This is a genomic window from Vibrio cyclitrophicus (assembly GCF_024347435.1).
Lineage (GTDB): Bacteria > Pseudomonadota > Gammaproteobacteria > Enterobacterales > Vibrionaceae > Vibrio > Vibrio cyclitrophicus.
Genome location: NZ_AP025480.1, coordinates 2028903 through 2049388, shown reverse-complemented (window position 1 = coordinate 2049388; position 20486 = coordinate 2028903). Strand labels below are relative to the sequence as shown.

The 20486-nt window shown below is 42.4% G+C and carries 17 protein-coding genes; 7 read left to right on the top strand and 10 right to left on the bottom strand.

Annotation, left to right across the window (positions count from 1 at the left end; genetic code table 11):
- Nucleotides 1-113: 113 nt before the first annotated feature.
- From panP to OCW38_RS08895, 4 genes are all read right to left on the bottom strand, one after another.
- Complete coding sequence (panP, locus tag OCW38_RS08910; protein WP_010441464.1) at nucleotides 114-1757, bottom strand: pyridoxal-dependent aspartate 1-decarboxylase PanP; 1644 nt, start codon at nucleotides 1755-1757, stop codon at nucleotides 114-116.
- 119 nt (nucleotides 1758-1876) lie between these two features.
- Nucleotides 1877-2404 (bottom strand): hypothetical protein, encoded by a 528-nt coding sequence (locus OCW38_RS08905; protein ID WP_010441462.1) that lies wholly within the window; start codon nucleotides 2402-2404, stop codon nucleotides 1877-1879.
- A gap of 174 nt (nucleotides 2405-2578) precedes the next feature.
- The gene (locus OCW38_RS08900) at nucleotides 2579-3484 is read right to left on the bottom strand and encodes a lysine exporter LysO family protein (RefSeq protein ID WP_010441460.1); all 906 of its coding nucleotides are present in this window, start codon (nucleotides 3482-3484) and stop codon (nucleotides 2579-2581) included.
- A gap of 54 nt (nucleotides 3485-3538) precedes the next feature.
- On the bottom strand, nucleotides 3539-4459 hold the full coding sequence (locus OCW38_RS08895; protein ID WP_010441455.1) for an HDOD domain-containing protein: 921 nt from the start codon (nucleotides 4457-4459) through the stop codon (nucleotides 3539-3541).
- A 357-nt stretch (nucleotides 4460-4816) separates the two neighbouring features.
- On the opposite strand from OCW38_RS08895, the gene OCW38_RS08890 reads away from it, so the two are divergent.
- Complete coding sequence (locus tag OCW38_RS08890) at nucleotides 4817-5398, top strand: TfoX/Sxy family DNA transformation protein (RefSeq protein WP_016788025.1); 582 nt, start codon at nucleotides 4817-4819, stop codon at nucleotides 5396-5398.
- A gap of 132 nt (nucleotides 5399-5530) precedes the next feature.
- Here OCW38_RS08890 and OCW38_RS08885 read toward each other — a convergent pair whose 3' ends face one another.
- The 3 genes from OCW38_RS08885 to OCW38_RS08875 form a co-directional block, all read right to left on the bottom strand.
- A complete protein-coding gene (locus tag OCW38_RS08885; protein ID WP_004734692.1) occupies nucleotides 5531-6073 on the bottom strand; it encodes a hypothetical protein in 543 nt (180 codons plus the stop codon).
- A gap of 399 nt (nucleotides 6074-6472) precedes the next feature.
- Nucleotides 6473-6970, bottom strand: a complete 498-nt coding sequence (locus tag OCW38_RS08880; RefSeq protein ID WP_010441451.1) for a response regulator — start codon at nucleotides 6968-6970, stop codon at nucleotides 6473-6475.
- Nucleotides 6963-8906, bottom strand: coding sequence for an ATP-binding protein (locus OCW38_RS08875; protein ID WP_032554551.1), 1944 nt, complete (start codon nucleotides 8904-8906; stop codon nucleotides 6963-6965). The genes OCW38_RS08880 and OCW38_RS08875 overlap by 8 nt, the downstream gene beginning before the upstream one ends.
- A gap of 183 nt (nucleotides 8907-9089) precedes the next feature.
- Between OCW38_RS08875 and OCW38_RS08870 the strand changes: the two genes are divergently transcribed.
- Complete coding sequence (locus OCW38_RS08870; protein WP_261893753.1) at nucleotides 9090-10352, top strand: YdgA family protein; 1263 nt, start codon at nucleotides 9090-9092, stop codon at nucleotides 10350-10352.
- Nucleotides 10353-10514: 162 nt separating this feature from the next.
- Nucleotides 10515-11609 (top strand): 3-phosphoserine/phosphohydroxythreonine transaminase, encoded by a 1095-nt coding sequence (gene serC / locus OCW38_RS08865; RefSeq protein WP_010441446.1) that lies wholly within the window; start codon nucleotides 10515-10517, stop codon nucleotides 11607-11609.
- Nucleotides 11610-11798: 189 nt separating this feature from the next.
- Here serC and OCW38_RS08860 read toward each other — a convergent pair whose 3' ends face one another.
- Complete coding sequence (locus OCW38_RS08860; RefSeq protein ID WP_261893751.1) at nucleotides 11799-12614, bottom strand: AraC family transcriptional regulator; 816 nt, start codon at nucleotides 12612-12614, stop codon at nucleotides 11799-11801.
- Between the two features lie 208 nt (nucleotides 12615-12822).
- Between OCW38_RS08860 and OCW38_RS08855 the strand changes: the two genes are divergently transcribed.
- The 3 genes from OCW38_RS08855 (at nucleotide 12823) to OCW38_RS08845 (ending at nucleotide 16916) form a co-directional block, all read left to right on the top strand.
- Entirely contained in the window at nucleotides 12823-13518 is a 696-nt protein-coding gene (locus tag OCW38_RS08855; RefSeq protein ID WP_261893748.1) for an MOSC domain-containing protein, read from the top strand.
- A 228-nt stretch (nucleotides 13519-13746) separates the two neighbouring features.
- Nucleotides 13747-14895, top strand: a complete 1149-nt coding sequence (locus OCW38_RS08850) for a sugar ABC transporter substrate-binding protein (protein WP_016767240.1) — start codon at nucleotides 13747-13749, stop codon at nucleotides 14893-14895.
- 20 nt (nucleotides 14896-14915) lie between these two features.
- Nucleotides 14916-16916 (top strand): GGDEF domain-containing protein, encoded by a 2001-nt coding sequence (locus OCW38_RS08845; RefSeq protein ID WP_261895660.1) that lies wholly within the window; start codon nucleotides 14916-14918, stop codon nucleotides 16914-16916.
- A gap of 94 nt (nucleotides 16917-17010) precedes the next feature.
- Here the strand turns inward: OCW38_RS08845 and OCW38_RS08840 are convergent, their stop codons facing one another.
- On the bottom strand, nucleotides 17011-17727 hold the full coding sequence (locus OCW38_RS08840) for a 3'-5' exonuclease (protein ID WP_010441437.1): 717 nt from the start codon (nucleotides 17725-17727) through the stop codon (nucleotides 17011-17013).
- A gap of 5 nt (nucleotides 17728-17732) precedes the next feature.
- Nucleotides 17733-19622: a DUF294 nucleotidyltransferase-like domain-containing protein gene (locus OCW38_RS08835; protein ID WP_010441436.1), complete on the bottom strand. Its 1890-nt coding sequence runs from the start codon at nucleotides 19620-19622 to the stop codon at nucleotides 17733-17735.
- Between the two features lie 150 nt (nucleotides 19623-19772).
- Between OCW38_RS08835 and OCW38_RS08830 the strand changes: the two genes are divergently transcribed.
- Complete coding sequence (locus OCW38_RS08830; RefSeq protein WP_016767243.1) at nucleotides 19773-20414, top strand: outer membrane beta-barrel protein; 642 nt, start codon at nucleotides 19773-19775, stop codon at nucleotides 20412-20414.
- The last annotated feature ends 72 nt before the right edge of the window (nucleotides 20415-20486 follow it).

Genomic DNA, 20486 nt, shown 5'->3' with positions numbered 1-20486 from the left:
TACAGAACTGGAAGAGATTTTGAGTAAAAAGAGTGCAAATTGAGTACGAACTGACAGCTTAGTTACATCAAAAAGAAAGAAATTTTCAATTTGATGCAACTAAAATTGAATGGCTATGTGTTGATTTGCGTAACCAACTTGGTGATTTTACCCATCAAGTTAGGGGCTAGTGTCGATATTTCGCGCTGTTCTTCAAGTACCGAAGAAAGAATGTCGTTGCCTGTTAGTGGGTTCGCTAACACAACACGGAAAACGATGATTGGTTGATGCGCCCAAACTTCAGGGTTCAAACGAGTTCTTGAAACAAAAGATCGACCTGTTTCACGTTGTTTTTTCTGAATGAACTTAGTGAGCTCGTTCAGTAACTCATTCAGTTCAATACGTTCTTTTGCATCGGCTTTAAGTAGGGCGGCTTTAACTGATTCAGGCACATAGCGGTAAGTCAGTAGGCAAAGTTCAGGCTCTGATACCAATTCAAAATCGTTTTGTTGCTTGATCAGGTCGGCAAAGTAGCGCGCTTTGTTAATACTCTGGTCGATCAGTAGCTCATAACCTGGACGACTGATGATGTGCATCGAAGCATAAACCAGCATGGCCATGCCTGAGCGAGAGCCTTCTAACGTATGGCTGCCGAGATCTTTAGATCCTTTACGCAAAATATATTGAGCATGATGTTCAATAGCAGTCATTGCGTCTGGTTTTTTAAACAGAACCATACCCGCACCCATAGGGATATAAAGCTGTTTATGTGCATCAATCGTAACTGAATCCGCCAGCTCAATGCCATCAAGCAGGTGGCGATAATTATTCGACATTAAAGTCGCGCCGCCCCAAGCAGCATCCACATGGAAGTGGCAATCAGATTCAGCACATACCTCGGCAATGTCTCTTAACGGATCGATATTACCGGTTTCTGTTGTACCCGCTACGCCAATAACAGCGAAAGGTTTTATCTTGTTCTGCTTGAGTTGTTCTATTTTCAGTCTTAGATCGTCTGTGCAAATTCGGTTGTTGTTGTCGGTTTTAACAGACACTAGGCCTTCTTGACCGATACCGAGTACATCAGCGGCTTTTTTAAGAGAGTAGTGACCACGTTCAGAGACTAAGATGGCAAGGCCTTCATAGTCGTAGTGCTTCATGGCTTTGAATAAGCCTTCTTTCTCGACACCTTTGAACGAACCTTGTGCTTTCAGTGCATTGTTACGTGCAACCCAAAGCGCAGTAATGTTCGCGATGGTACCTCCAGAACAAAACGCACCTAGAGAGTGGTTTGCGCTGTGCATCCAACGAGAGTAAAACTGATCACTATCTTGATAAATCAAGCGATGTAGCATGCCCAGAACTTGACGTTCTAGGGGAGTAAAAGCTTTTGAGGTCTCGATTTTTACTAGATTCTGATTGAGGGCAATCATTATCTTAGAAAGCGGCATCAAGAAATACGGCAGGGCAGAAGTCATGTGGCCAATAAAACTTGGCGACGACGTATGTACCGAATGAGACACGAGAGAATCGAGTAGATGCTCAGTATGTTCAGAAACAAATTCAGGCTGCTCAGGGATATGAGCATTTGAAAAATCTTTCTCAATTTCACGCAGCGGCTTTTCTTCAGCCACAATGTGTTCACGTAAGAATTGATTCAGGTTTCGTGAAAGTTTGTCTTCAATTTGAGTGAGTGTTGAATCTGGGCCTTCAGGTACCGTGAAGATACGTAAAAGACTGTCGAAGCTAACATCTGCTGTTTTTTGTTCCGTAACCATAGCAAGCGAGTTATTTTTTTTTATATTGACGCGAGCGGGACAATCTAAACGAAAACGGGAACAATGTCCCGTCTTAATTATGAAATCCAACTTCTCAAAAAAGCATATTAAATGAGGGGTTATTTACATTTAATCGCTTCAAGTTTAGCAATTGACTGGTTGTAGCGCTGCAGTGCTGTGTCGATCTGCTTAGGGTGACTAAGCAATTCTGCAAACGCTGAACGTAGTTCGTAGTTTTGAGCGTGAGGCGTTGATTGGCGGTCATCGAACGTTGTTTTTGCGATTTGGCCAAGCTCATCATTACGCGTTGAAAGTGTCTTAATGTCGTGTTGTTCTAATTGCAACCAACCTTCAACTGGCTGCTCAGTAGCGACTTTACTTGAGTCGTTAACTAGGTAGTAATTGACCGCGGCACGATTAAGTTCAAAGTGGTGTTTACGACCTTCTAGGAACCACTCACTGACTTCTGTTAACTCTGGGTACTGTTCAGACGTTAAAGCAGCAAGGTCGGCATACCAATTCAAAGAAGCGTCGATGTACGCATCATATTTTGTTGCTTGGCACTGATTTGTTTCAGACATAGAATCTGCTGCAAAAGAGAAAGTAGAAGTTGAAGCTAGCAGTAATGCGACGCAAAGGCGTTTCATAGTGGTTCCTTTTGTAAGTTTATTCTTTTTATAACTTTGTCGTTACAGAGTACCGTGATCATTATTTGTTGAGCAATGACACTTCGTGTCTTTTTATTTCGGTAACTGTATCGGTATCTTGGGCATTTCAATTCGAGATGCATTCTAATCTAAAACAATTACTATTCCTGCGATCTAGTTAGCAAGAGATACAAAGAACAACATCAAAATCGGGACAAGCAAGCTTAAAATAAAGCCACTGACAATCGCGATAGGAACGCATCGAACGCCTCCTGTGGTTTGAATCACAGGTAAGGTGAAGTCCATCGCCGTTGCCCCCGCATAACCAATCGAGGTGCATGGATAGCTACGAATCAGAACTGGAATCAATACCAAGGCAACCAGTTCTCTTAGCAGCTCAAGCATGAAGGACGCCCCCCCATAGACTGGACCAAAGGCGTCACCCATCAAAATACCGGCCAATGAGTACCAACCAAAACCTGAAGACATCGCCAAAGCTTTGAACAGAGGTATATCAAGAAGATAAGCCGCGATAACGCCACCTACCAATGAGGTGATTACGATTGTTACCGCGATAACCATGCCGTGCTTGTTGAGCAAGATTTGCCGAAGCGTTAGTCCGCTATTACGAAGTTGGATGCCGATGAAGAACAGAAGTACAAACAAAATCCATTCACTGGCGGTATCGACCCAATCCAGGCCGATAGGCAACACCAAGCCAGCGATAAGGCCAGAGCCCACCACTAAGATTAGCTTGGCCGATTCCATCGCCATAGAGGACAGAGGGAGCTTCTTTTTGCTGCTGTCAGTTTGAAGTGGCAGTAATTTATCAATAGCAGGCAGTGCCATTAGGTTACAAGCACCCAAGCAAACAAAGAAAGTGACAGTATAAAGAAGGATTGTCTGCAGGTTGCTACCTAGGTTATCAAGCGCGGCTAAGCTTAGGCCCATAAGCGCCAAGATCACGTAAATTAAACGCGAGGTAGAGCGGTTGATAAACTCTAGCGTTTGAATATTTGAAATAGAAAAAAGATACCCCACGACGAGTGGTGCAAATATAAAGATCATCCCTGTAAACATGCTTTCCCCATTGCATTTACTTCATATTACATATACTTAGCTTTTAACGGTTGCCTAGAAGCCGCTAGTGTTTATAACGTCGTTTAGCTTTGCATTAAAATCATGTTTACTCAAGTTGCTTAATTTATAAAGCACCTCTGCACCAGTCACATTCAGTTCAACTTCGTGCTCGTCGATGTTCTCGTCCTTGTTTCTGAACATCAATAGGTGGTTAGCAATTCTAGCGATATCCAGGTAAGACACTTCACGCTCTTCTTGTATATTGATGGTGTTGCTACACACATCAATAAAGTCGCTATCGAAACCCCAACGTCGTAAAACTAGCTTACTTGTCGCCGAACACTGACCTTGGAAGATTTGCAGGGCGATATCGTGGTTGAGGTAGTTACCGTTTTCGAGATAGAGGTGATATTCGCTGACTAAACAGAACAAACCTATGTCTGCTAATAACCCAACAAGCAATGATTTTTCATGTTCAAGATAGCGATATTCAATAGGGGAAAGCTCTTTGAATCCATTGGTCACGAGAACCATGGTCGCGCCAAGCTCTTTGGACACAGAAGCACTCTGGACCAAAAGTTGGTTACATTCGTTGCTAAGGTTTACTGAATGCTTGAGTTGCTCAATTGCTTGAGCTGTAACAATGTCGCGTACTCTCAATATACCGAGGCGAGAAACCGCTGTCACAATATCGACGCAAGTAATGTTGCGTCTGTTAAAGACGACAGAGTTAGCAACGCGAATCACAACGGCCGTGAGGCCCGGGTCCTCAAGTAAGCACTCGGCAACTTCGGCAATCCCGGTTGAATCGAGGGTACAAAGTTTCTGAATTTTGAGTACAACGTTAGGTATAGGAGGAAGTGTTATTTTTCCCGCTGAGATAGAATGACCAACTAATTGGGCAAACTCTGATTCTAGGCCCTTTAATAGAAGAGCTTTATTTTGTGGTAGCCAGAAAAACGATAAATGATTCATATAAAAAACAACAGCAGGTATGTCGTACTATTTTACAAGCCACGATGCTGAGAGGCAATACTGATCGGGCCACATAAGCTCCGAAAGTTTGAACCGATGTATCACCAAATGTCAGTATTCTACTCAAATTTGATAGTTTACTGTGAAGTCAATCATGAAATACTGGAATAGACAATTAATTGATGTGAACTAAGTCCAGACTTATTTTTCTTTTCGAAGTATCATTTATTTTAAAGGTGAGAGACGAAACATAATATTCACCTAAACAATAAAAAATAGATTAAAAATTTTTCGCATAAAAAGCTGCTTGTCTGGTGATCAACCTAATCGGGGTAATTTGATTAAGGATCAACGGATATGACCGAGACAGCATTTATTAATTACATGAATCAATTTGGTAAGCATCAAAAACGTTCTATGTTCGGAGGTATGGGCCTCTTTCAAAATGACGCCATGTTCGCTTTGTTGAGCGAAGGTTGTTTATTTATTAGAGGTGGAAAGTCATTAGATAAAAAACTGGCAGATCTTGATTGTGAAAAGTATCGTCATGTAAAAAAACAGACGACAGCAACCGTAAACTATTACGATATTACTGACTTGTTTACATGTGAACACCCTGATTTGGATAGCATTATTCGTACTTCAATCGATAATTCAATTCAGCAACGTAGCTTCAAAAAATCATCAGCTAGCCGTCGATTGAGAGATCTTCCGAACATGCAACTTACACTAGAGCGCATGGTTAAGAAGGCGGGTGTGGATGATGTTTCAATGTTTATGCAGCTAGGCGCACCTGAAGTGTTTAGTAAGGTGCGCAAAGCGTACGGCAATGATGTTGACCTAAAACTACTTTGGAAATTTGCGGGTGCAATTGATGGTATCCATTGGAAACTGTTACAAGAACCACGCAAGCAGCAATTATTAAAGAGCTGCCACTAAAGAAGTTGTTCCTATATGCTTAAGATTATTGTTAATAAATAAAAACCGAGGAATATCCTCGGTTTTTTTGTTTCTGTCTTAGCCTTGATTATTGGAAAGCTAAGTGCCCATTGAGAGCAATCTCTTCAAGTATTAGTACTTGAAACGAGCTGTGAACATTAGCTGATCACCGTAGAAGTCGTTGATACGAGCTTCTGCACCTAGAGAAAATAGCTCTGTAGAGTGGAAACGTGCGTAAACAGAACCAGTCCAATCATCATTGTCATCGATTGAAACGTAACCACCTTTACCACCCACTTCTAGTTGTGGACCAAGCCATTGGCGAACACCAACGTTTATTTCCATACCTATATCCGTCGAACTAGAGTTCTCAGGTTGAACGATGCGCGCTAGCATTTCACCTGTTAGATCTGCCCAGTTGTTTAATGGTGCGTGGAAACCAAGACCTACAGCTGAATCGTAATCGCCTTCAAATTCTGAATCGATACGTGCGATAGCGTGAGCATTCGGGTGAATTGACTTACTGAACGCGCCACCAAACGTTACTGGGCTAGCACCGATACGTGCTTCAAAGTAATCGTAGTTAAAGTTGCTCATTACTTGTGGTTGTTCATCAACAGCTAGTGCTTGGCTAGATGCCAGTAGCATAGCGGTAGTAAGTAGAATTTTGCGCATAACGACAGTAAACCTTTATTTGTGTTAATTCCTTTGGTTTGAGATAAATCAGGCAAACCATAAACATTGAGACAGTTTAATCTAACTCACGGAAAAGTAATCCATAAAAATGCCATTCATTTGTCAATTAACTAAAAAATGACCAAATCAAGGGTTACTCTGCAACTGAGATCTCATGTTTTAGATACAATTCATCAAAATGTAAGCGTTAATAAATAAAATCTCAGTGCTATGCTGTGCAAGCTAAAATGCGACTCGCCGAGATTAAATCTCTATTTGACCTAATTTAATCTTTGTTCGCTCAGCTTGAACGGCTATCCCTTGCTTTAATAGCTATCAGAAAAGTTTAGTCTGACCACTTGCTTCTAATCGTCATTACCACCCGTATGGGGCTGGGAGCTATTCGCCAAAACTTGTTCGTTTGTCTGCCATGGCGGTCAGTATGCGCTCGGTATCCAAAATGGAAGTCCAGTTTAGCAATTGCTTGTCGTTAGCAATGACATAGTCAGTCAACTGTTGAGTAATCGTGTCTCGGAGTTGATCACCCTGCCAAGGTTTAGATATATAGAAATCGAGTGCAGCGTTATTAATTGCCGTCACGGTATCTTCTAACCCTGCTTGCCCTGTGAGTAGCAGTTTACGTGTCGGTTTAGTGAAGTCGTGTTGGTTGAGTTCAATAAGGAAATCGATCCCTGTTTTGTCCGGCATGATGTGGTCACATAAAATTAAAGCGAGCTTAATACCATCTTGGCCCATCTCTTTGATTACTTGTTTGGCTTCATCGACCGATTCTGCACCTTCAACGATAAAGTTTTCTTCAAATACCGCCAAGTCTTGAAGCACACTGTTGAGAACTTCCGGTTCATCATCGACACATAAAATTAGGTACTTATTCATGAGGTGCTCCTTCTTGTTTGAATGGAAGCCAAACCTGCATGTCAGTATGGCTTCCTACCTCAGACTCCACCAAAATAAATCCTTGATGAGTCGAAACAATTTGTTGAGAGATGGATAATCCAATTCCTAAACCAAAGTTGCCTTCTTTTTTGGTCGTAAAATTTGGGTCGAAAATCGTATTGATATGTTCTTTGTCGATACCGTGGCCAGTGTCGGATATTTGCACAACCAAAAAAGAGTCATCCCCTTTTTTTTGCTGAGACGTTGTGATCGAGACTTTTCCTCTTTCTGAAAGTGCGTCGAGCGCATTGGAGATAAGGTTCGTCCACACCTGTTGCAGTGCGAGTGACTGACACAATAAAGGGGGGAGGTTGGTATCGTAGTGTTTTTCTAGCTCGTGAAATTTAAGCCTGTTTTCAAAAATAACTAGCGTATCTTCTAGCCCTTCGTGAATGTCCGCGTAGTGGCGAACCTCTTCATCTTCTCGGGCGTAGCTTTTTAGGCTTTTGACCATGTCGGCAATGCGTTTGCTGCACACTTGAATTGAGCGAATCGAGTTTCCAACATAGTGATAATGCTCTAAATCATTGAGCAGCTCTTTACCTGCGACAGGGGAGTCTTTCAAGGTCTCTAGAACCGTAGAATCTTGGCATAGGTTAAGCCTGACTGCTTTTTTGGCTAGCGCTCGATCATCGATCGTTGAGGTCAAATGTTTTACTAGCTGTCTTTCTTGAGCCGTCGATAGTGGCTTGGCCAACTTCGAATGCGCTAATACTTCGGTCCCTTTGTTTGACTCTGGGAGAGACGAGTTTTCGAGTATCTGATCGAGATGTTCAGATAAGGTTTCAATACTTCTCAATATTGCTGCGATAGGGTTGTTTAACTCATGAGCGACGCCCGCGACGAGTTGACCCAACATCGCCATCTTCTCTTTTTCTATTAGCTGTTGATGTGCGGATTCCAAAGATTCGAGCGTTTGTTGGAGCTTAATCTTATTGGTGATGCTTCTTTGCAAGCGTCGGTTAAAGTGACGAAGCAATAAATTAGTAAACAGCGGTAACAGAGTGCTGTTTGAGTGCATAACCTGAGCAAAACTGTCTTTATCAAGCTTAATCACTCGTGTTTGAGTCAGAGTTATCGCGGTAGAAAACGAAGGCTCACCAGTCACGAAGGACATCCCACCGACAATGTTCCCTTTGGAGTGACGTACTACTTCTCGCTGTTGCCCTAATTCATCTTTCTTGTAGAGTGCAGCTTCACCCTCAATGAGCAACCACAGAAAGCGATTGTCTTCGCCCTCAACCGTCAGTAAATGCTCTGGTGAATAATCACGAATTGCTTTGGTTTTATCGTCTTTAGAGAAGACATCTTGCAGGGCACTAACTACGCGCTCAGCTAGAGCATTATCAGAAAGCTGGTGGTAGTCGTGAATGAACCCCGATTGGAAAGAGTGAATCTTTTGTTCAATGTGCGCTCTGAGTAAGCGCTGTTGATCCAATGCATCACTGTAAGAGAGCAGGTTTTCTGAGTCGTATTGGATAACAAAAGAAGTCAGCTCTTTTTGCGCTGATTTGAATAGAACCTGATCTTGAACCGGTTTGGTTAGACAGTGATTGAGTCGACCTTCATTGACAGCGGTTAGAATGGATTGAATGTCTGACGAGGCGCTGACTAATATCGTTCTTGCGGTATTACTATGGGGCAGCTGTTCAAGTTCAATAAGAAATTGCACGCCATTAAATTCAGAATGATGATGAGTGATCACCAAGGCAACGGTTTGGTTGTGATCATGGATATCTTCTAATGCGTGATGTGCGTCTTCTATGTTCTCGGCAGTATAAATATCGAATACAGAAGCCAACGGAGCCAGCTCCAAATGTATTCTTTCAATGCTAACCGGATTATTGTCCAAACAGATAACAGCGTATTGATTCACAGCTCAACCTTAATAGTAGCGACGCTTCTAGCCTAGCAAGAACCGACGAATAAGGATGAGAGCTAACCGTTAATTTATTGAGGCAATCGAAGTATCGAGCAATAGACTGATTTAACTCAATGTTTCTTGTTTGCTACTGATGGGTTAGACTAAAAAAAACAGACACGTGTAGAAAGAGAACTCATGGAACAGTTAAGAAAAATTGGCGCAATCGGCGGAGCAATCTCATTGGCACTTTGTTGGCCACTAGCGGTTGGGCAAATTGGACAAAACGCGATTACTGATGGCGTTGCAAAGCTTAACAATTCAAGCATTCAAGCTGAGATCGTGGAATACGATAGAGGTTATTTATCTTCTAATGTTAAAACACGTTTAACGGTGACGGATGAAAATCTCAAAGAGCAACTCGCGCTTGATGGGATTCCGAGTGAGTTTGTTATCAACAGCGCGGTTAGCCATGGTCTAGTCAGCCTAGGTGCGCTGTCGACATTTGAAAATGCAGATATTCTTCCTCTGACTCTTACTACCAGCACCGAGTTAAACGGCAACACTGATTTTAATTTCGAGTTGAGTCAGTTTAATTATCAAGGTTCTGATGATAATGGTACCTCAGTCTCTATCACGAAATCGAACCTGTCTGGCCATGCCACTGTATTAGGGCAAGTCGATTACAAGCTTACGGTTCCTTCTGTACAAATTGATTTTGAAACCGGTGAAGAAGTGACACTGTCGAACCTGACGGGTGTTGGTTCTGGCCAGCAAGCAAAAGGCTATTGGTTAGGCTCACAGAATCTTACTATCGATAGCTTCCTAGTTGCGGATTCGGCTATGCAGCCATTCATGACTATCGAAAATTCAAAGTACGATTTTGAATCTCACCTTGATGAAGCGACTAAACGTCTGCGCAGTAATCTCAAGTTGGATATCGCCAATATCGAGACCAACGAAGGTCAAGTGAATAACTTAAACGTCGATTTCGAAATGGCGAAACTGGACAGTGAATCGTTTGAGAAGATCTTTGAAATATACCAATCAAATCCGGTTCTGACTCAAGATGATGTTGCAGAGATCATTCCATTCATCGATATCCTGTTTGCTAAAGGGTTTGACCTTTCAATGAATAATATGTCTCTACAGCTAGGTCAGGGTGAATTTGACTCTAAATGGTTGCTGAGCGTACCCGAAGGAACTGAAAACATCAGTAGTAATCCTTCTATGATTGTTCCTGCATTAACGGGTAATATTCACTCGAGTTTCTCAAATGGACTTGTCGAGGAGTGCCCATTCATCCGTGAAGGTATAGATGAATTGATCGTAATGGAGATGATCAAGCAAACAGAAAGTGGTTATGAAATCAGCGCTGACATAGCAAACGGAAATCTAGTGTTTGAAAATGGACAAGAAATTCCATTAATTGCGCTACTTATGCCGGTTTTTGTTCAATAAAAAGAACAGGCCTGAATACTGGTAGGGTGTTTTAACGAGTTAAGTTAAACATTTTGTACGGTACGAAACAAAAGAGGTCTTAAGACCTCTTTTGTGGTTTTTATGTTGGGGAAAACATGGTATTACTTGCTTAGTTATTATTTAGCAGGAGCAATTACCCCCATGGAACTTACATTAGATAACGTCTTTAACTTTAGTGCTGGTCCAGCGGCACTGCCTAAACCAGTAATGAAACAAGCACAAGCTGATTTCATTGATTGGAATGGTTTGGGTACTTCCGTTATGGAAATCAGCCATCGAAGCAAAGAGTTTATTAAAGTTGCCGACGAATCTGAGCAAGACCTACGTGATCTTTTGAATATCCCAGACAACTACAAAGTTCTTTTTTGTCAGGGGGGCGCTCGTGCTCAATTCGCTGCTGTGCCTCTAAACCTTCTGGGTGACGCAAAGACTGCGACTTATATTGATGCGGGTTACTGGGCAGAAAGCGCAGTGACAGAAGCAAGTAAGTACTGTGAAATCGATGTATTCAACGCGAAAACATCAATTGATGGTAAAGCGGCGGTTGTACCAGCTAAAGATTGGAAAATCGATCCGAAAGCAGCTTACGTGCACTTCTGCCCAAATGAAACTATAGATGGCATTGAGATCAGCGAGCTACCGCAAACTGATAAACCAATCGTTGCCGACATGTCATCAAATATATTGTCTCGTCAAATCGATGTTTCTCAGTACGGCGTTATCTACGCGGGCGCTCAAAAGAATATTGGTCCTGCGGGTATCTGCATTGCTATCGTTCGTGATGATCTACTCGATCTTGCAAACGATGTGCTACCGAGTATTCTTAACTACAAAGTGCTTGCTGAAAAAGACTCAATGTTTAACACGCCACCAACGTATGCTTGGTACTTATCGGGCCTTGTATTTAAATGGCTGAAAGCTGAAGGTGGTGTTGAAGCAATGGAGCGCGTCAATCAAGAAAAAGCGGCGCTACTTTACAACGCGATTGATGATTCTGCTTTCTACAGAAACGATGTTCACACAGCAAACCGCTCAAGAATGAATGTGCCATTTCAATTGGCGAAACCAGAACTGGATAGCAAGTTCCTTGAGCTAGCTGACGCTGCAGGCCTTAAATCACTTAAAGGTCACCGCGCTGTTGGCGGTATGAGAGCTTCGTTATACAACGCAATGACACTAGAAGGTGTTCAAGCATTGGTGAGCTTTATGAAAGAGTTTGAAGAAAAATACGCTTAGTAAGCGAACTTCAATATTCACAATTCGAAAGAGGAGCTTGATGCTCCTCTTTTTCTATTTCTTTGAAGCGGTAAGCCTGCCTTCTTAGCTTCTAACTAGGCTCTTGTACGACAAGTTATTACAAAGTAGAAAGTAACACTTCACTTGTTTTATTAAGCCCCATCACTGCTCGTATCTCACCATTAGCACTTACACTCTCCGTTGACCATTAACACGAAACTGCTGTGGGGTAACATCAAAATAGGCCTTGAAAGCTTTGATGTATGAAGAGTCGTTCTGATAACCCACTTTGTCGGCAATATTTTGAATTGAGAGTTCTTCATCCAATAAAGACAGCGAGTAAATCAGTCGTATTTGCTGTCGCCATAATTGAAACGACGTATTGAATTCTTTTGAGAATAACCGCGATAACGTGCGCTCTGATGCGCCTACTTTCTTCCCCCATTCACTGAGCGACCAATCTAATGCTGGAATATCTGTAAGCGCTTCAAATATTAGTTTTAAGCGTCTGTCTTCGGGTAATAATAGTTGAAAGGTCTGTACATTACCTTTCATGATTTGGTCATGTAAAACCGCGAGCAAACGTGATACTTCCTCATCACTTTTGTGTCCTTCACACTGCCTTCGGAGCTCTTGTAACAGTTCATTTAAGAACGGCGTGAGCGTAATGGTTCGCACTTGAGGATCATAGGTCGTGCCAAAATCAGGATTGATATAAATGCCGACAAACGTCGTATGACTAAGTGCGATAGATTCATGTGGGATACTGGCAGGAACAAACAAGGCTGAGGTGTGTGGCACAAGGTGTTGGTAGTGTTCGGTTTTGGTTTGCAACAGCCCTTTGATGGGAAAGATAACTTGATGCCATGTGTGCTGATGCGTTTTGTCAATATACCCTTTGGGCATGTCGATGGTCTTCACCAATGCAGGTGAATGGAAACTGGTAGCCATCATTTCATTTGAACTCATGACATCGGATTGAGAATCAATTTGGCGGGTTAGCATTGTTAACTGTCCTTACATCCCTACCCTGACACAGGTTCACTAGGCTATCATGTTGGGAAACGTGAATGAAGCCGCGAAAGAAAATGTATGCGATATCAAGTTGGAATATCCAAAGAAAACGGCATGTTTAAGCAAGCGGCAACGTTAATCAAACGATAGATCAAGCGATAAAGTTCAGCAGACAAGTTACGGTTAAAAGGGAAGGGATATGAAAAAGTTAGGCGTAGTGAATAGTGTATTAACAGGCAAGACTGTGGACTTTGCACACGGATCAAAAAGTGCCATTAACAAACAAGTTGTGCCTAGTCGTCAACATGCCACAGAGCTTGGCTTTACAAATGACGAGCAAGGCGATCCTCGTTTCCATGGTGGTATTCAAAAAGCCCTTCATATTTATCCAAGTGAACACTACCTAGCTTGGCAACGCGAGCTAGGCGACAAATCGATTTTCCAAGCTGCAGGCGCATTTGGCGAGAACCTCAGCTCAAGTGGTATAACTGAAGCGTCAATTTGTTTGAAAGATAAGATTCGCATTGGTTCAACAGTGTTGGAAGTCTCACAGGGACGTATGCCTTGTTGGAAGTTGAACGTAAGATTCGAGCAAAATGATATGGCAAGAAGACTGCAAGATACTCTTCGTACTGGTTGGTACTTTCGAGTATTGGAACACGGGAATATTGGAGCTGGTGACGAGATTATTTTGTGCGAAAGACCTTATCCTGACTGGTCTCTAGCTCGAATCATGGGAGCGGTCTTCACTGGTTGTCTCGACAAAAGAGAGTTAAGCCAATTAGCTGATTTGCCGTTAGTTGAATCCTGGGGAAAGCTTGTTGAACGACGTTTGGAAACGGGTGAGGTTGAAGATTGGGAAATGCGATTAGTTGGGCCAACATTGGTCAACTAATTCAATAGCACCAAATGAGATGAATGCCGCTTTTGCGGTATTTTTTTTGCCTAGGCAATACTTAAGGGTATGATATGTTGTCACGTTGTCCTATTTCTTCATGGTTTTTTGCTATATAACGTATCGCCAAAAAATAACAACTAGCAAGTGATCGCGTAATGATGAGGTTGGTTTGTGTTCGAATAATTAAGTTTGACCCTGATGTTTTTTTACCTATTGGAGTGATGTGTGAGACTACTGAGTATCTTGCCGGCGTTTTTTCCGATGTTTACTTGTGCCTCTACACTCGAAATATGGGCGGGTATCAACTATGAAACCGCCGACTATGTCAAAGAACATATTGAGTCGATGACCGAGCATTACGTTGAAATTCGCCCATTCAACGTCAACAGTATTCGTTCAGAGCTTCTTGTTGCAGATCCTAGGGATAATATCTTCCCAGATGCTATTTGGGTGCCTTCCGATTTCCTAGGGTTAAGTGAATATATCGATCTTGCTACCCTCCCTGAAAATTGGGTTAATACCTCACGCTATGAGAAGAAAGCGCTTGATGCAGTGCTTATCGACGGTGAGCTTAAAGCGCTGCCTGTTGGTATTGGTAATCAGATAGTGTTGTATTCAAATAAACCACAATCTCAAGTCATTACTTGGGAGTCGTTAATCCAACGTTCTGCAGATACGAAGCAGGTAAGCCTTCTTTTCCCTAATCCAAATATGTACTTCTATTTGGCATTTTATCAGCTATTTTCAAAAAATTTGCTTTCAGCGCAGAATGTCAATGGCAAAGGTTTGGTCTCGGTTTTTGAGTTTATCGAGATGCTTGAAAAGACAAATACTATTGAACGATCTTGTGATGAAGTATGCGCTAGGCAGCAATTTATTAATGGTGAAGTTGAGTTTCTAATTGATGGAGATTGGGCGTTTAGTGAACTTGATTCGGCTTTTGGTGAGGCTTTACACGTGAATTCATTGCCGACGTATCAAGGAAGATCTATGTCCTCTTTTAGTGGCGCGAAAGTGTTCGCTATCACCAAAAAAGGTATGGAAAATCCAGAGAAAAGAGAGGCATTGAAGGAGGTGGTTGAATACTTACAATCGAATCGCTTCACCTACTTAGCTCACTCAAATGCAATGATCTCTCCATTTTACGAAGTGAATCAACGTCGAGTAAAAGAGGGGAATCACACCTTTTCCAATATGTACGATGAGTTTCAGTCGTCGCAAATGATGTCGAGTGATTACCGAATGGCGATTGTATGGGAAGCGTCTGCAAGGGCATATGAGCGATTCAAGTCAGGTATGCCAAAGGGAGAGTTGCATAAGTTCTATGATGAATTCGTGCTCTATTACTCGGCGACGATGAGGTCCGGCAATTGAAACTTTCTCTAAAGTACACCATGGGGTTAGTACTACTTGCTTGTTCATTGCTTCCTGTTTATGTCGCTGGACAGCTTATATTGAATCAACAAAGCCAAAGCTCTCTAGAGCAAAAAGAAATCAAGTTGGCCAATTCGACTATCGGTATTGAGCAAACGGTATTTGACAAAGTTAATCTCATCGCAAGCCTTACACAATGGTATTCGCAGGATCGCTCTTTGATTAAGGCGGGAGGGAATATCTTTTTCTCGAGCGTAGTCTGGGACAAGATGGATAGTTTTAATTCGTTGGCTGATAGCGTGTCAGCCACGTACATACTGGATCGTTACTGGAAACCTATTTATGACAGCAAGGGCAGTTTGTATCACTTTGAGAAAAGTCAGTTACTCGAAGATTTGAAGCAGCCGCTTTTAACCTATAAGCAAGGAAAGCTGTTTCACACTGAATTTACTGAACCTGAGTTAGTGGATGATGCCAGTGCAGGCATTGCGTTTGTTGCTCCCATTTTGCCTTATCGGCTTATTGAAGGTTCTAGTTATACACCGCAAGGTTATTTGGTTGTACTGATGGGTTACGACCGGTTGGAGTCCAAAGTCACCCCCTTCCTATATGAGAATGAGTCGGTCGAGTTTAATCACGTTCCTCACTCTGGTTTAGAACGCACTAATGCAGAGAACACTGCGTCTGAAACGAAGCTCGTTTCAATAGGCAACGACTTGTTTTCAGCACCTTTAAGGCTCTCGATAAAACATAATGTTTCTGACAGTGCTCGATTGTTAGAAATGCAGCAATCAGAGGCGGTGTTTGTCAAAATTCTATTCGCAACATTAGCCATTGCTATTGTGTGTGCTCTGCTTTTAAGTCGTTTGTTCTCACAACAGTTGAACTTGCTAACAGAGTCGGTTGGGTCATATTCGAGTAATAAGTTGCCTAATCATAAACTAGAAGAGCATCGTTTTACGGAATTCTTCACTCTCAGCAGTTTATTAGGAAAAATGTGGGCTCGAATACAGCATCAACTCAGTGAATTAACGGTACGAAATGAGCAGTTAATTTCTGCTAACTATCAGATTGCCGAGAGTAATAACAAGCTAGAAAATTTCAATATACAGTTAGAGAAAACGGTAGAAGAGAAAACCAGCAGCCTAGCGTATTCATTAGCCCGTGAAGAATCACATAAGCATCGAATTCTCAAGATTGTTCAGTTTGCTTCGATGAGAAAAAGTATTGAATATCGCCTAATTCCAGAGCTGGTTAATGTACAACTTGTATCGATATTGCCTAACTGTTGTATGCAGTTCAGTTTTAGTGATAAGCCCGAGAGCAGCAAAGCGCTATTGGATTCTAAAGCGCTGTTGGGTTCTAAAGTGCTCTTGGATTCTAAAGTATTGGTGGATTCTAAAGGCGCCACTATTGGCTACTTTGTTTCTAAAGAGTTTGATCGTCTGAGCGAAGAAGACGTATTAATTTTCGATTTGTACCAAAAACAGTTAGCCGGTTGGATAGAGCTAGAAAACATCACTCGAGTTAACATGCAGACAGGCTGCTATAACCGAAAAGCGTTTAACGAAGATTTTGAGTTTAGTAAGCGGTGTGTCGTCAACAACCGAGATACACTGTCTTTATTTATTATTGATATCAACGGATTGAAAAATACGAATGACGTCTACGGGCATGAGGTCGGAGATCAGTTGATACAGTGTAGTGTGGAAGTTATTCGTAAGCGACTGGATAGTATGAGTAATTTGTACCGTTTAGGAGGAGACGAGTTTGGGATCCTCACTTTAAGCGGTCACGGTCAAGAACTTCAAAGTGCAGGTTCATTGGTGCAGTGTCTGTATGCGGACCAAGAAGGACAAGTTATTGAAGCTAAAGCTGGTATCTCTATTCCGGTTCGATTTTCTATCGGGTCTTCGTGCAGCGAATCTACCGATCTCGATAATCTGTTCGCTGTCGCCGATGAGGATATGTATAAACAGAAACGCCATTATTATCAGTCTTTGCTTTCGACAGACAAATAACAATGAATAGAGAAAGAGGAGCATGATGCACCTCTTTTTTCATATATCTAACTCTATATTGCTCTTCTGCCACCGATTCGCCATGTAGCAGCCACTACAGCCAGAAATCCTTTAAAGGCATGTCATCGCTGTAGTGATGAGCAATCTGCGCTTGGAGTAGCTCTGCGGTTGCAATGGCATCCACTAGTGCGTGGTGTGGCGTGTAGTCCGGTAAGTGGTATCGACGACGACTTTGCCCAAGTCTTACTGATGCCGGCTTCTTGCCTTTGAGTTTATTCCACAAGCCACCGGCCAATTTATGCTGAATTTGAGATTCTATTTCTAGTGTATCTAATACTGGAAACTCAATGCCTTCGCCTAGCCTTACTTTTAACGCGTTGTCCAAGAAATCACGCTCAATTCGACGGTAATGAACAACTGGAATGTGGCCTGCCATTGCCCCCAAAATATCTTCAAGCACTTCATTTAAATCTGGAGCATCAATAATGTCATTGTGAGTAATGCCATGGATGACGACTGATTCTTCTTCTAGTTTTTGTTTAGGCCTAAGTGTCCAGTGTCTTGCCTGTCGTAGATAAATACGATTGAGCGTAAACGGGACTAACCCAATGGTAATGATGCCATCTTTAACAGGGTTTAAGCCTGTGGTTTCAAAGTCCACTGCTAAAAAGGTCACTTCAGAAAGTGGTGTATCTGGAGCCGGAAGTGGCTCACTATAAAATTTCTGCAAACGCTCATCTTTTGAACGCTCTAGCTTTTGCGCAAACTTAAAAGGCCAGTCCACCGCAGGAGTTCTAAATAATTTACTCATAGTCCCTACTTAAACTTATTGCTAGCTTGATAACGGAACTTAAGGAAGTTTTGCGCGTTGCTAAGAATTTGGAATGCGTCCTTCAAGTTACGACGTTCAAAATCTGAAAGGTTTTCGGGTTCAATGTTGTTATCAGGCTCGATGTTATTGTCAACATCGTGTGCTTGATGACGAATACGAACTAGAGAGATAAACTCCATGGCGTCTTTCAAGTCTTGTGCTCTACCTTTTGGCAAAATACCGGCGTCGATAATGTCATCCAAACGTTCAAATGAGTTCTTTGAACGAGAAGCCACCGCTAAAGAGTGAACACGAATTAAGTCTGCGAGTGGCGCGGTGCCACGACGTTTAAGGTTGATCGAGTTGTTGTGACGGCCATCTTTCTCCATTACGAAATCTTTGAAGAAACCCAGAGGCGGTGTGCGGTTGAGCGCGTTACGAGCAAGACACGCTAAGAAGCGATTATTCTTACGTGCACGTCTTACGATGAAGCTGTTCAATTGCTCAGCCCATTTTAAGCGGCCATACACGCCATCTAAATCAAAGAAGATGGAAGCATTTAGTAGTGCTTTCGGGTTCGGATCATCAATCCAATCGGCAAAGCACTCTTCCCATTGGCGACGTGTCATGCGCCAAGTAGGGTTTGTCGCCATGATGTCGCCAGTACAGTAAACGTAACCACATTGATCTAAACCGTCACAGATAAAAGTGGAAAGCTCTTCAAAGTATTTACCATGCTTTTTCTCGTCGTACGTATCGTCAAGAATGATGGCATTATCTTGGTCTGTGACTAGCAGCTGTTCGTCACGGCCCATAGAGCCGAGTGCAAGGAAACAATAAGGAATGGGCGCTTTACCCAGTTTCTCTTCACCTAACTCGATAATACGTTGTTTAAAGCTACGGCCAATTACTGACATAGCGGTACCAACCATATGTGCGTTGGCGTCTTCGTTGACTAGACGAACAAAGCTGTCTTTTACTTGTTCTGAGAGCACTTTGAGATCTTCAATACTCTGCTGTTGGAAGATACTGCTTACCAATAATAGGGAGTTTTGAGATTCGTAACGCACGATATCAGTTGCTTCGATTATACCGATTGGCTTCTTGTCTTTTAGTACTGGTAGGTGATGCACGTTGTAGCGAAGCATAGTCATCATTGCTTCGTATACATAGGCGTTATGGTCTAGCGAGATAACCTCGGCTGTCATTACGCTTGATACTTCATCGGATGGGTCGAGGCCTTCTGCGAGAACGCGTGTACACAAGTCTCGGTCCGTGATAATGCCGATAACAGGCGTTGAGTCGTCTTCATCGTCTTCAACAATATCTGGGTCAATAATGAGCAGTGAAGAGACGTTGTCTTCGGCCATCATGGTGGCAGCTTGCTGAATCGTGCGCGTTTTTTCGATCATCGGTGCTTCACTGGTGAGCAGTGTTTTCACCTTAGAGGTCGTTAAATCATTAGCGTCGTTGCTGTCTGAATTAGCTTGACGAAGGCGGGCGTTGTCTTCGACTTCAACGAAGTCGGCAAAAGAGTCATAGTTGTCATAGAGTTCTTGGAAGATTGGCTCAGGAATGCAATAGAGTAGGGTATCTTCGGTCGCTTTCACTGGAAAACGAACCTTGTTGTTGGTCAGCAAGCCCATTTGGCCGAACAAGTGCCCTTCATCAAGGCGGTTATAGAGTTCGCCTTTACGACGATAAACTTCTACTTCACCGCTTCGAACGATATAGAGATCATGAATTTGGTCACCAAAGTGAATGATAGGTGTATCTTGGCGGTAATAAGAAATTTCTACGCTACTGGTCACTTTCATCAAGGCCTCCTCAGGGAGTTCTGTGAAAGGTGGGTATTGTGCCAGAAAGTTCTGAATCTCTAATAACTCAGCATCCATAATGATCATCCATTAGTTTGTATGATTTCATGGTACAACATTTGATAATAATTTGCCGTGACAAATCAATCTGTGAGCTAAAACCTTTTTAAAGTCTTATGGATAGACTAATCTTTCAGTTAATGGAGTGATTGCTTAAGGATAATAGGAATGTCGAAGTGGAAGCTTAGTTTGGTATCTGCAGTTTTTATGTTTTCTCCAAATTTGTGGGCAGAAACTCATAGTGTGGATATTCTTGATTATGACCATATATACGCCACCGCGCATTCGGGCAGTTTAAATGAAGATGCCGGCAGTAATAACAATGCTTCGTCATATGGGTTGGGTGTGAGTTACGCCATGACTGACGACTGGTTGTTGCTAGGTGACTACAGTGCACGTTTCATCCACCCGGATGAAACGACAACTCGAATTGATACGCTTATGCCGGGTGTTGGTTATCGATATAGTATTAAAAAAGATTTAGATGTGGTGGCTTACTACCTGCTTGGTATTACTAAGGGTAAGGTTGAAGATAATGATACCAACCGAACTGAATCTTCGGACACTGAGTTCATCCAAGGGATAAAAGCCGAACTTAACTATGGATTTGCGAAACGTTGGATTGCAAACGGCAGTGTGCAAGTGAATCGCAGTGACCTGTTTGATGAAGAAATTTACCACGTGGGTTTACGTTATCTAGTGACCAATAAGTTTGCGATTGGTGGCTCTTATCAACACCGAGACGGTGAAGGTAAGATTCGCAGTGAACGCACCAATGAGCTTGGAGTGGAGTTTGTTCTAGAGTATTAGTCAACGATATGAAGACTAAGTGTTTGATACACAAAATAAGTGATTCATACATCAAAACTCAGACGTAAAAAA

What these genes read in the sequence shown, in the direction of transcription:
- OCW38_RS08830 (WP_016767243.1), top strand. Translation starts at nt 19,773, where the DNA reads ATGTCGAAGTGGAAGCTTAGTTTGGTATCTGCAGTTTTTATGTTTTCT.
- OCW38_RS08835 (WP_010441436.1), bottom strand. Translation starts at nt 19,622, where the DNA reads ATGGATGCTGAGTTATTAGAGATTCAGAACTTTCTGGCACAATACCCA.
- OCW38_RS08885 (WP_004734692.1), bottom strand. Translation starts at nt 6,073, where the DNA reads ATGCGCAAAATTCTACTTACTACCGCTATGCTACTGGCATCTAGCCAA.
- OCW38_RS08895 (WP_010441455.1), bottom strand. Translation starts at nt 4,459, where the DNA reads ATGAATCATTTATCGTTTTTCTGGCTACCACAAAATAAAGCTCTTCTA.
- OCW38_RS08855 (WP_261893748.1), top strand. Translation starts at nt 12,823, where the DNA reads ATGAAAAAGTTAGGCGTAGTGAATAGTGTATTAACAGGCAAGACTGTG.
- OCW38_RS08845 (WP_261895660.1), top strand. Translation starts at nt 14,916, where the DNA reads ATGGGGTTAGTACTACTTGCTTGTTCATTGCTTCCTGTTTATGTCGCT.
- panP (WP_010441464.1), bottom strand. Translation starts at nt 1,757, where the DNA reads ATGGTTACGGAACAAAAAACAGCAGATGTTAGCTTCGACAGTCTTTTA.
- serC (WP_010441446.1), top strand. Translation starts at nt 10,515, where the DNA reads ATGGAACTTACATTAGATAACGTCTTTAACTTTAGTGCTGGTCCAGCG.
- OCW38_RS08900 (WP_010441460.1), bottom strand. Translation starts at nt 3,484, where the DNA reads ATGTTTACAGGGATGATCTTTATATTTGCACCACTCGTCGTGGGGTAT.
- OCW38_RS08905 (WP_010441462.1), bottom strand. Translation starts at nt 2,404, where the DNA reads ATGAAACGCCTTTGCGTCGCATTACTGCTAGCTTCAACTTCTACTTTC.
- OCW38_RS08840 (WP_010441437.1), bottom strand. Translation starts at nt 17,727, where the DNA reads ATGAGTAAATTATTTAGAACTCCTGCGGTGGACTGGCCTTTTAAGTTT.
- OCW38_RS08880 (WP_010441451.1), bottom strand. Translation starts at nt 6,970, where the DNA reads ATGAATAAGTACCTAATTTTATGTGTCGATGATGAACCGGAAGTTCTC.
- OCW38_RS08870 (WP_261893753.1), top strand. Translation starts at nt 9,090, where the DNA reads ATGGAACAGTTAAGAAAAATTGGCGCAATCGGCGGAGCAATCTCATTG.
- OCW38_RS08860 (WP_261893751.1), bottom strand. Translation starts at nt 12,614, where the DNA reads ATGCTAACCCGCCAAATTGATTCTCAATCCGATGTCATGAGTTCAAAT.
- OCW38_RS08890 (WP_016788025.1), top strand. Translation starts at nt 4,817, where the DNA reads ATGACCGAGACAGCATTTATTAATTACATGAATCAATTTGGTAAGCAT.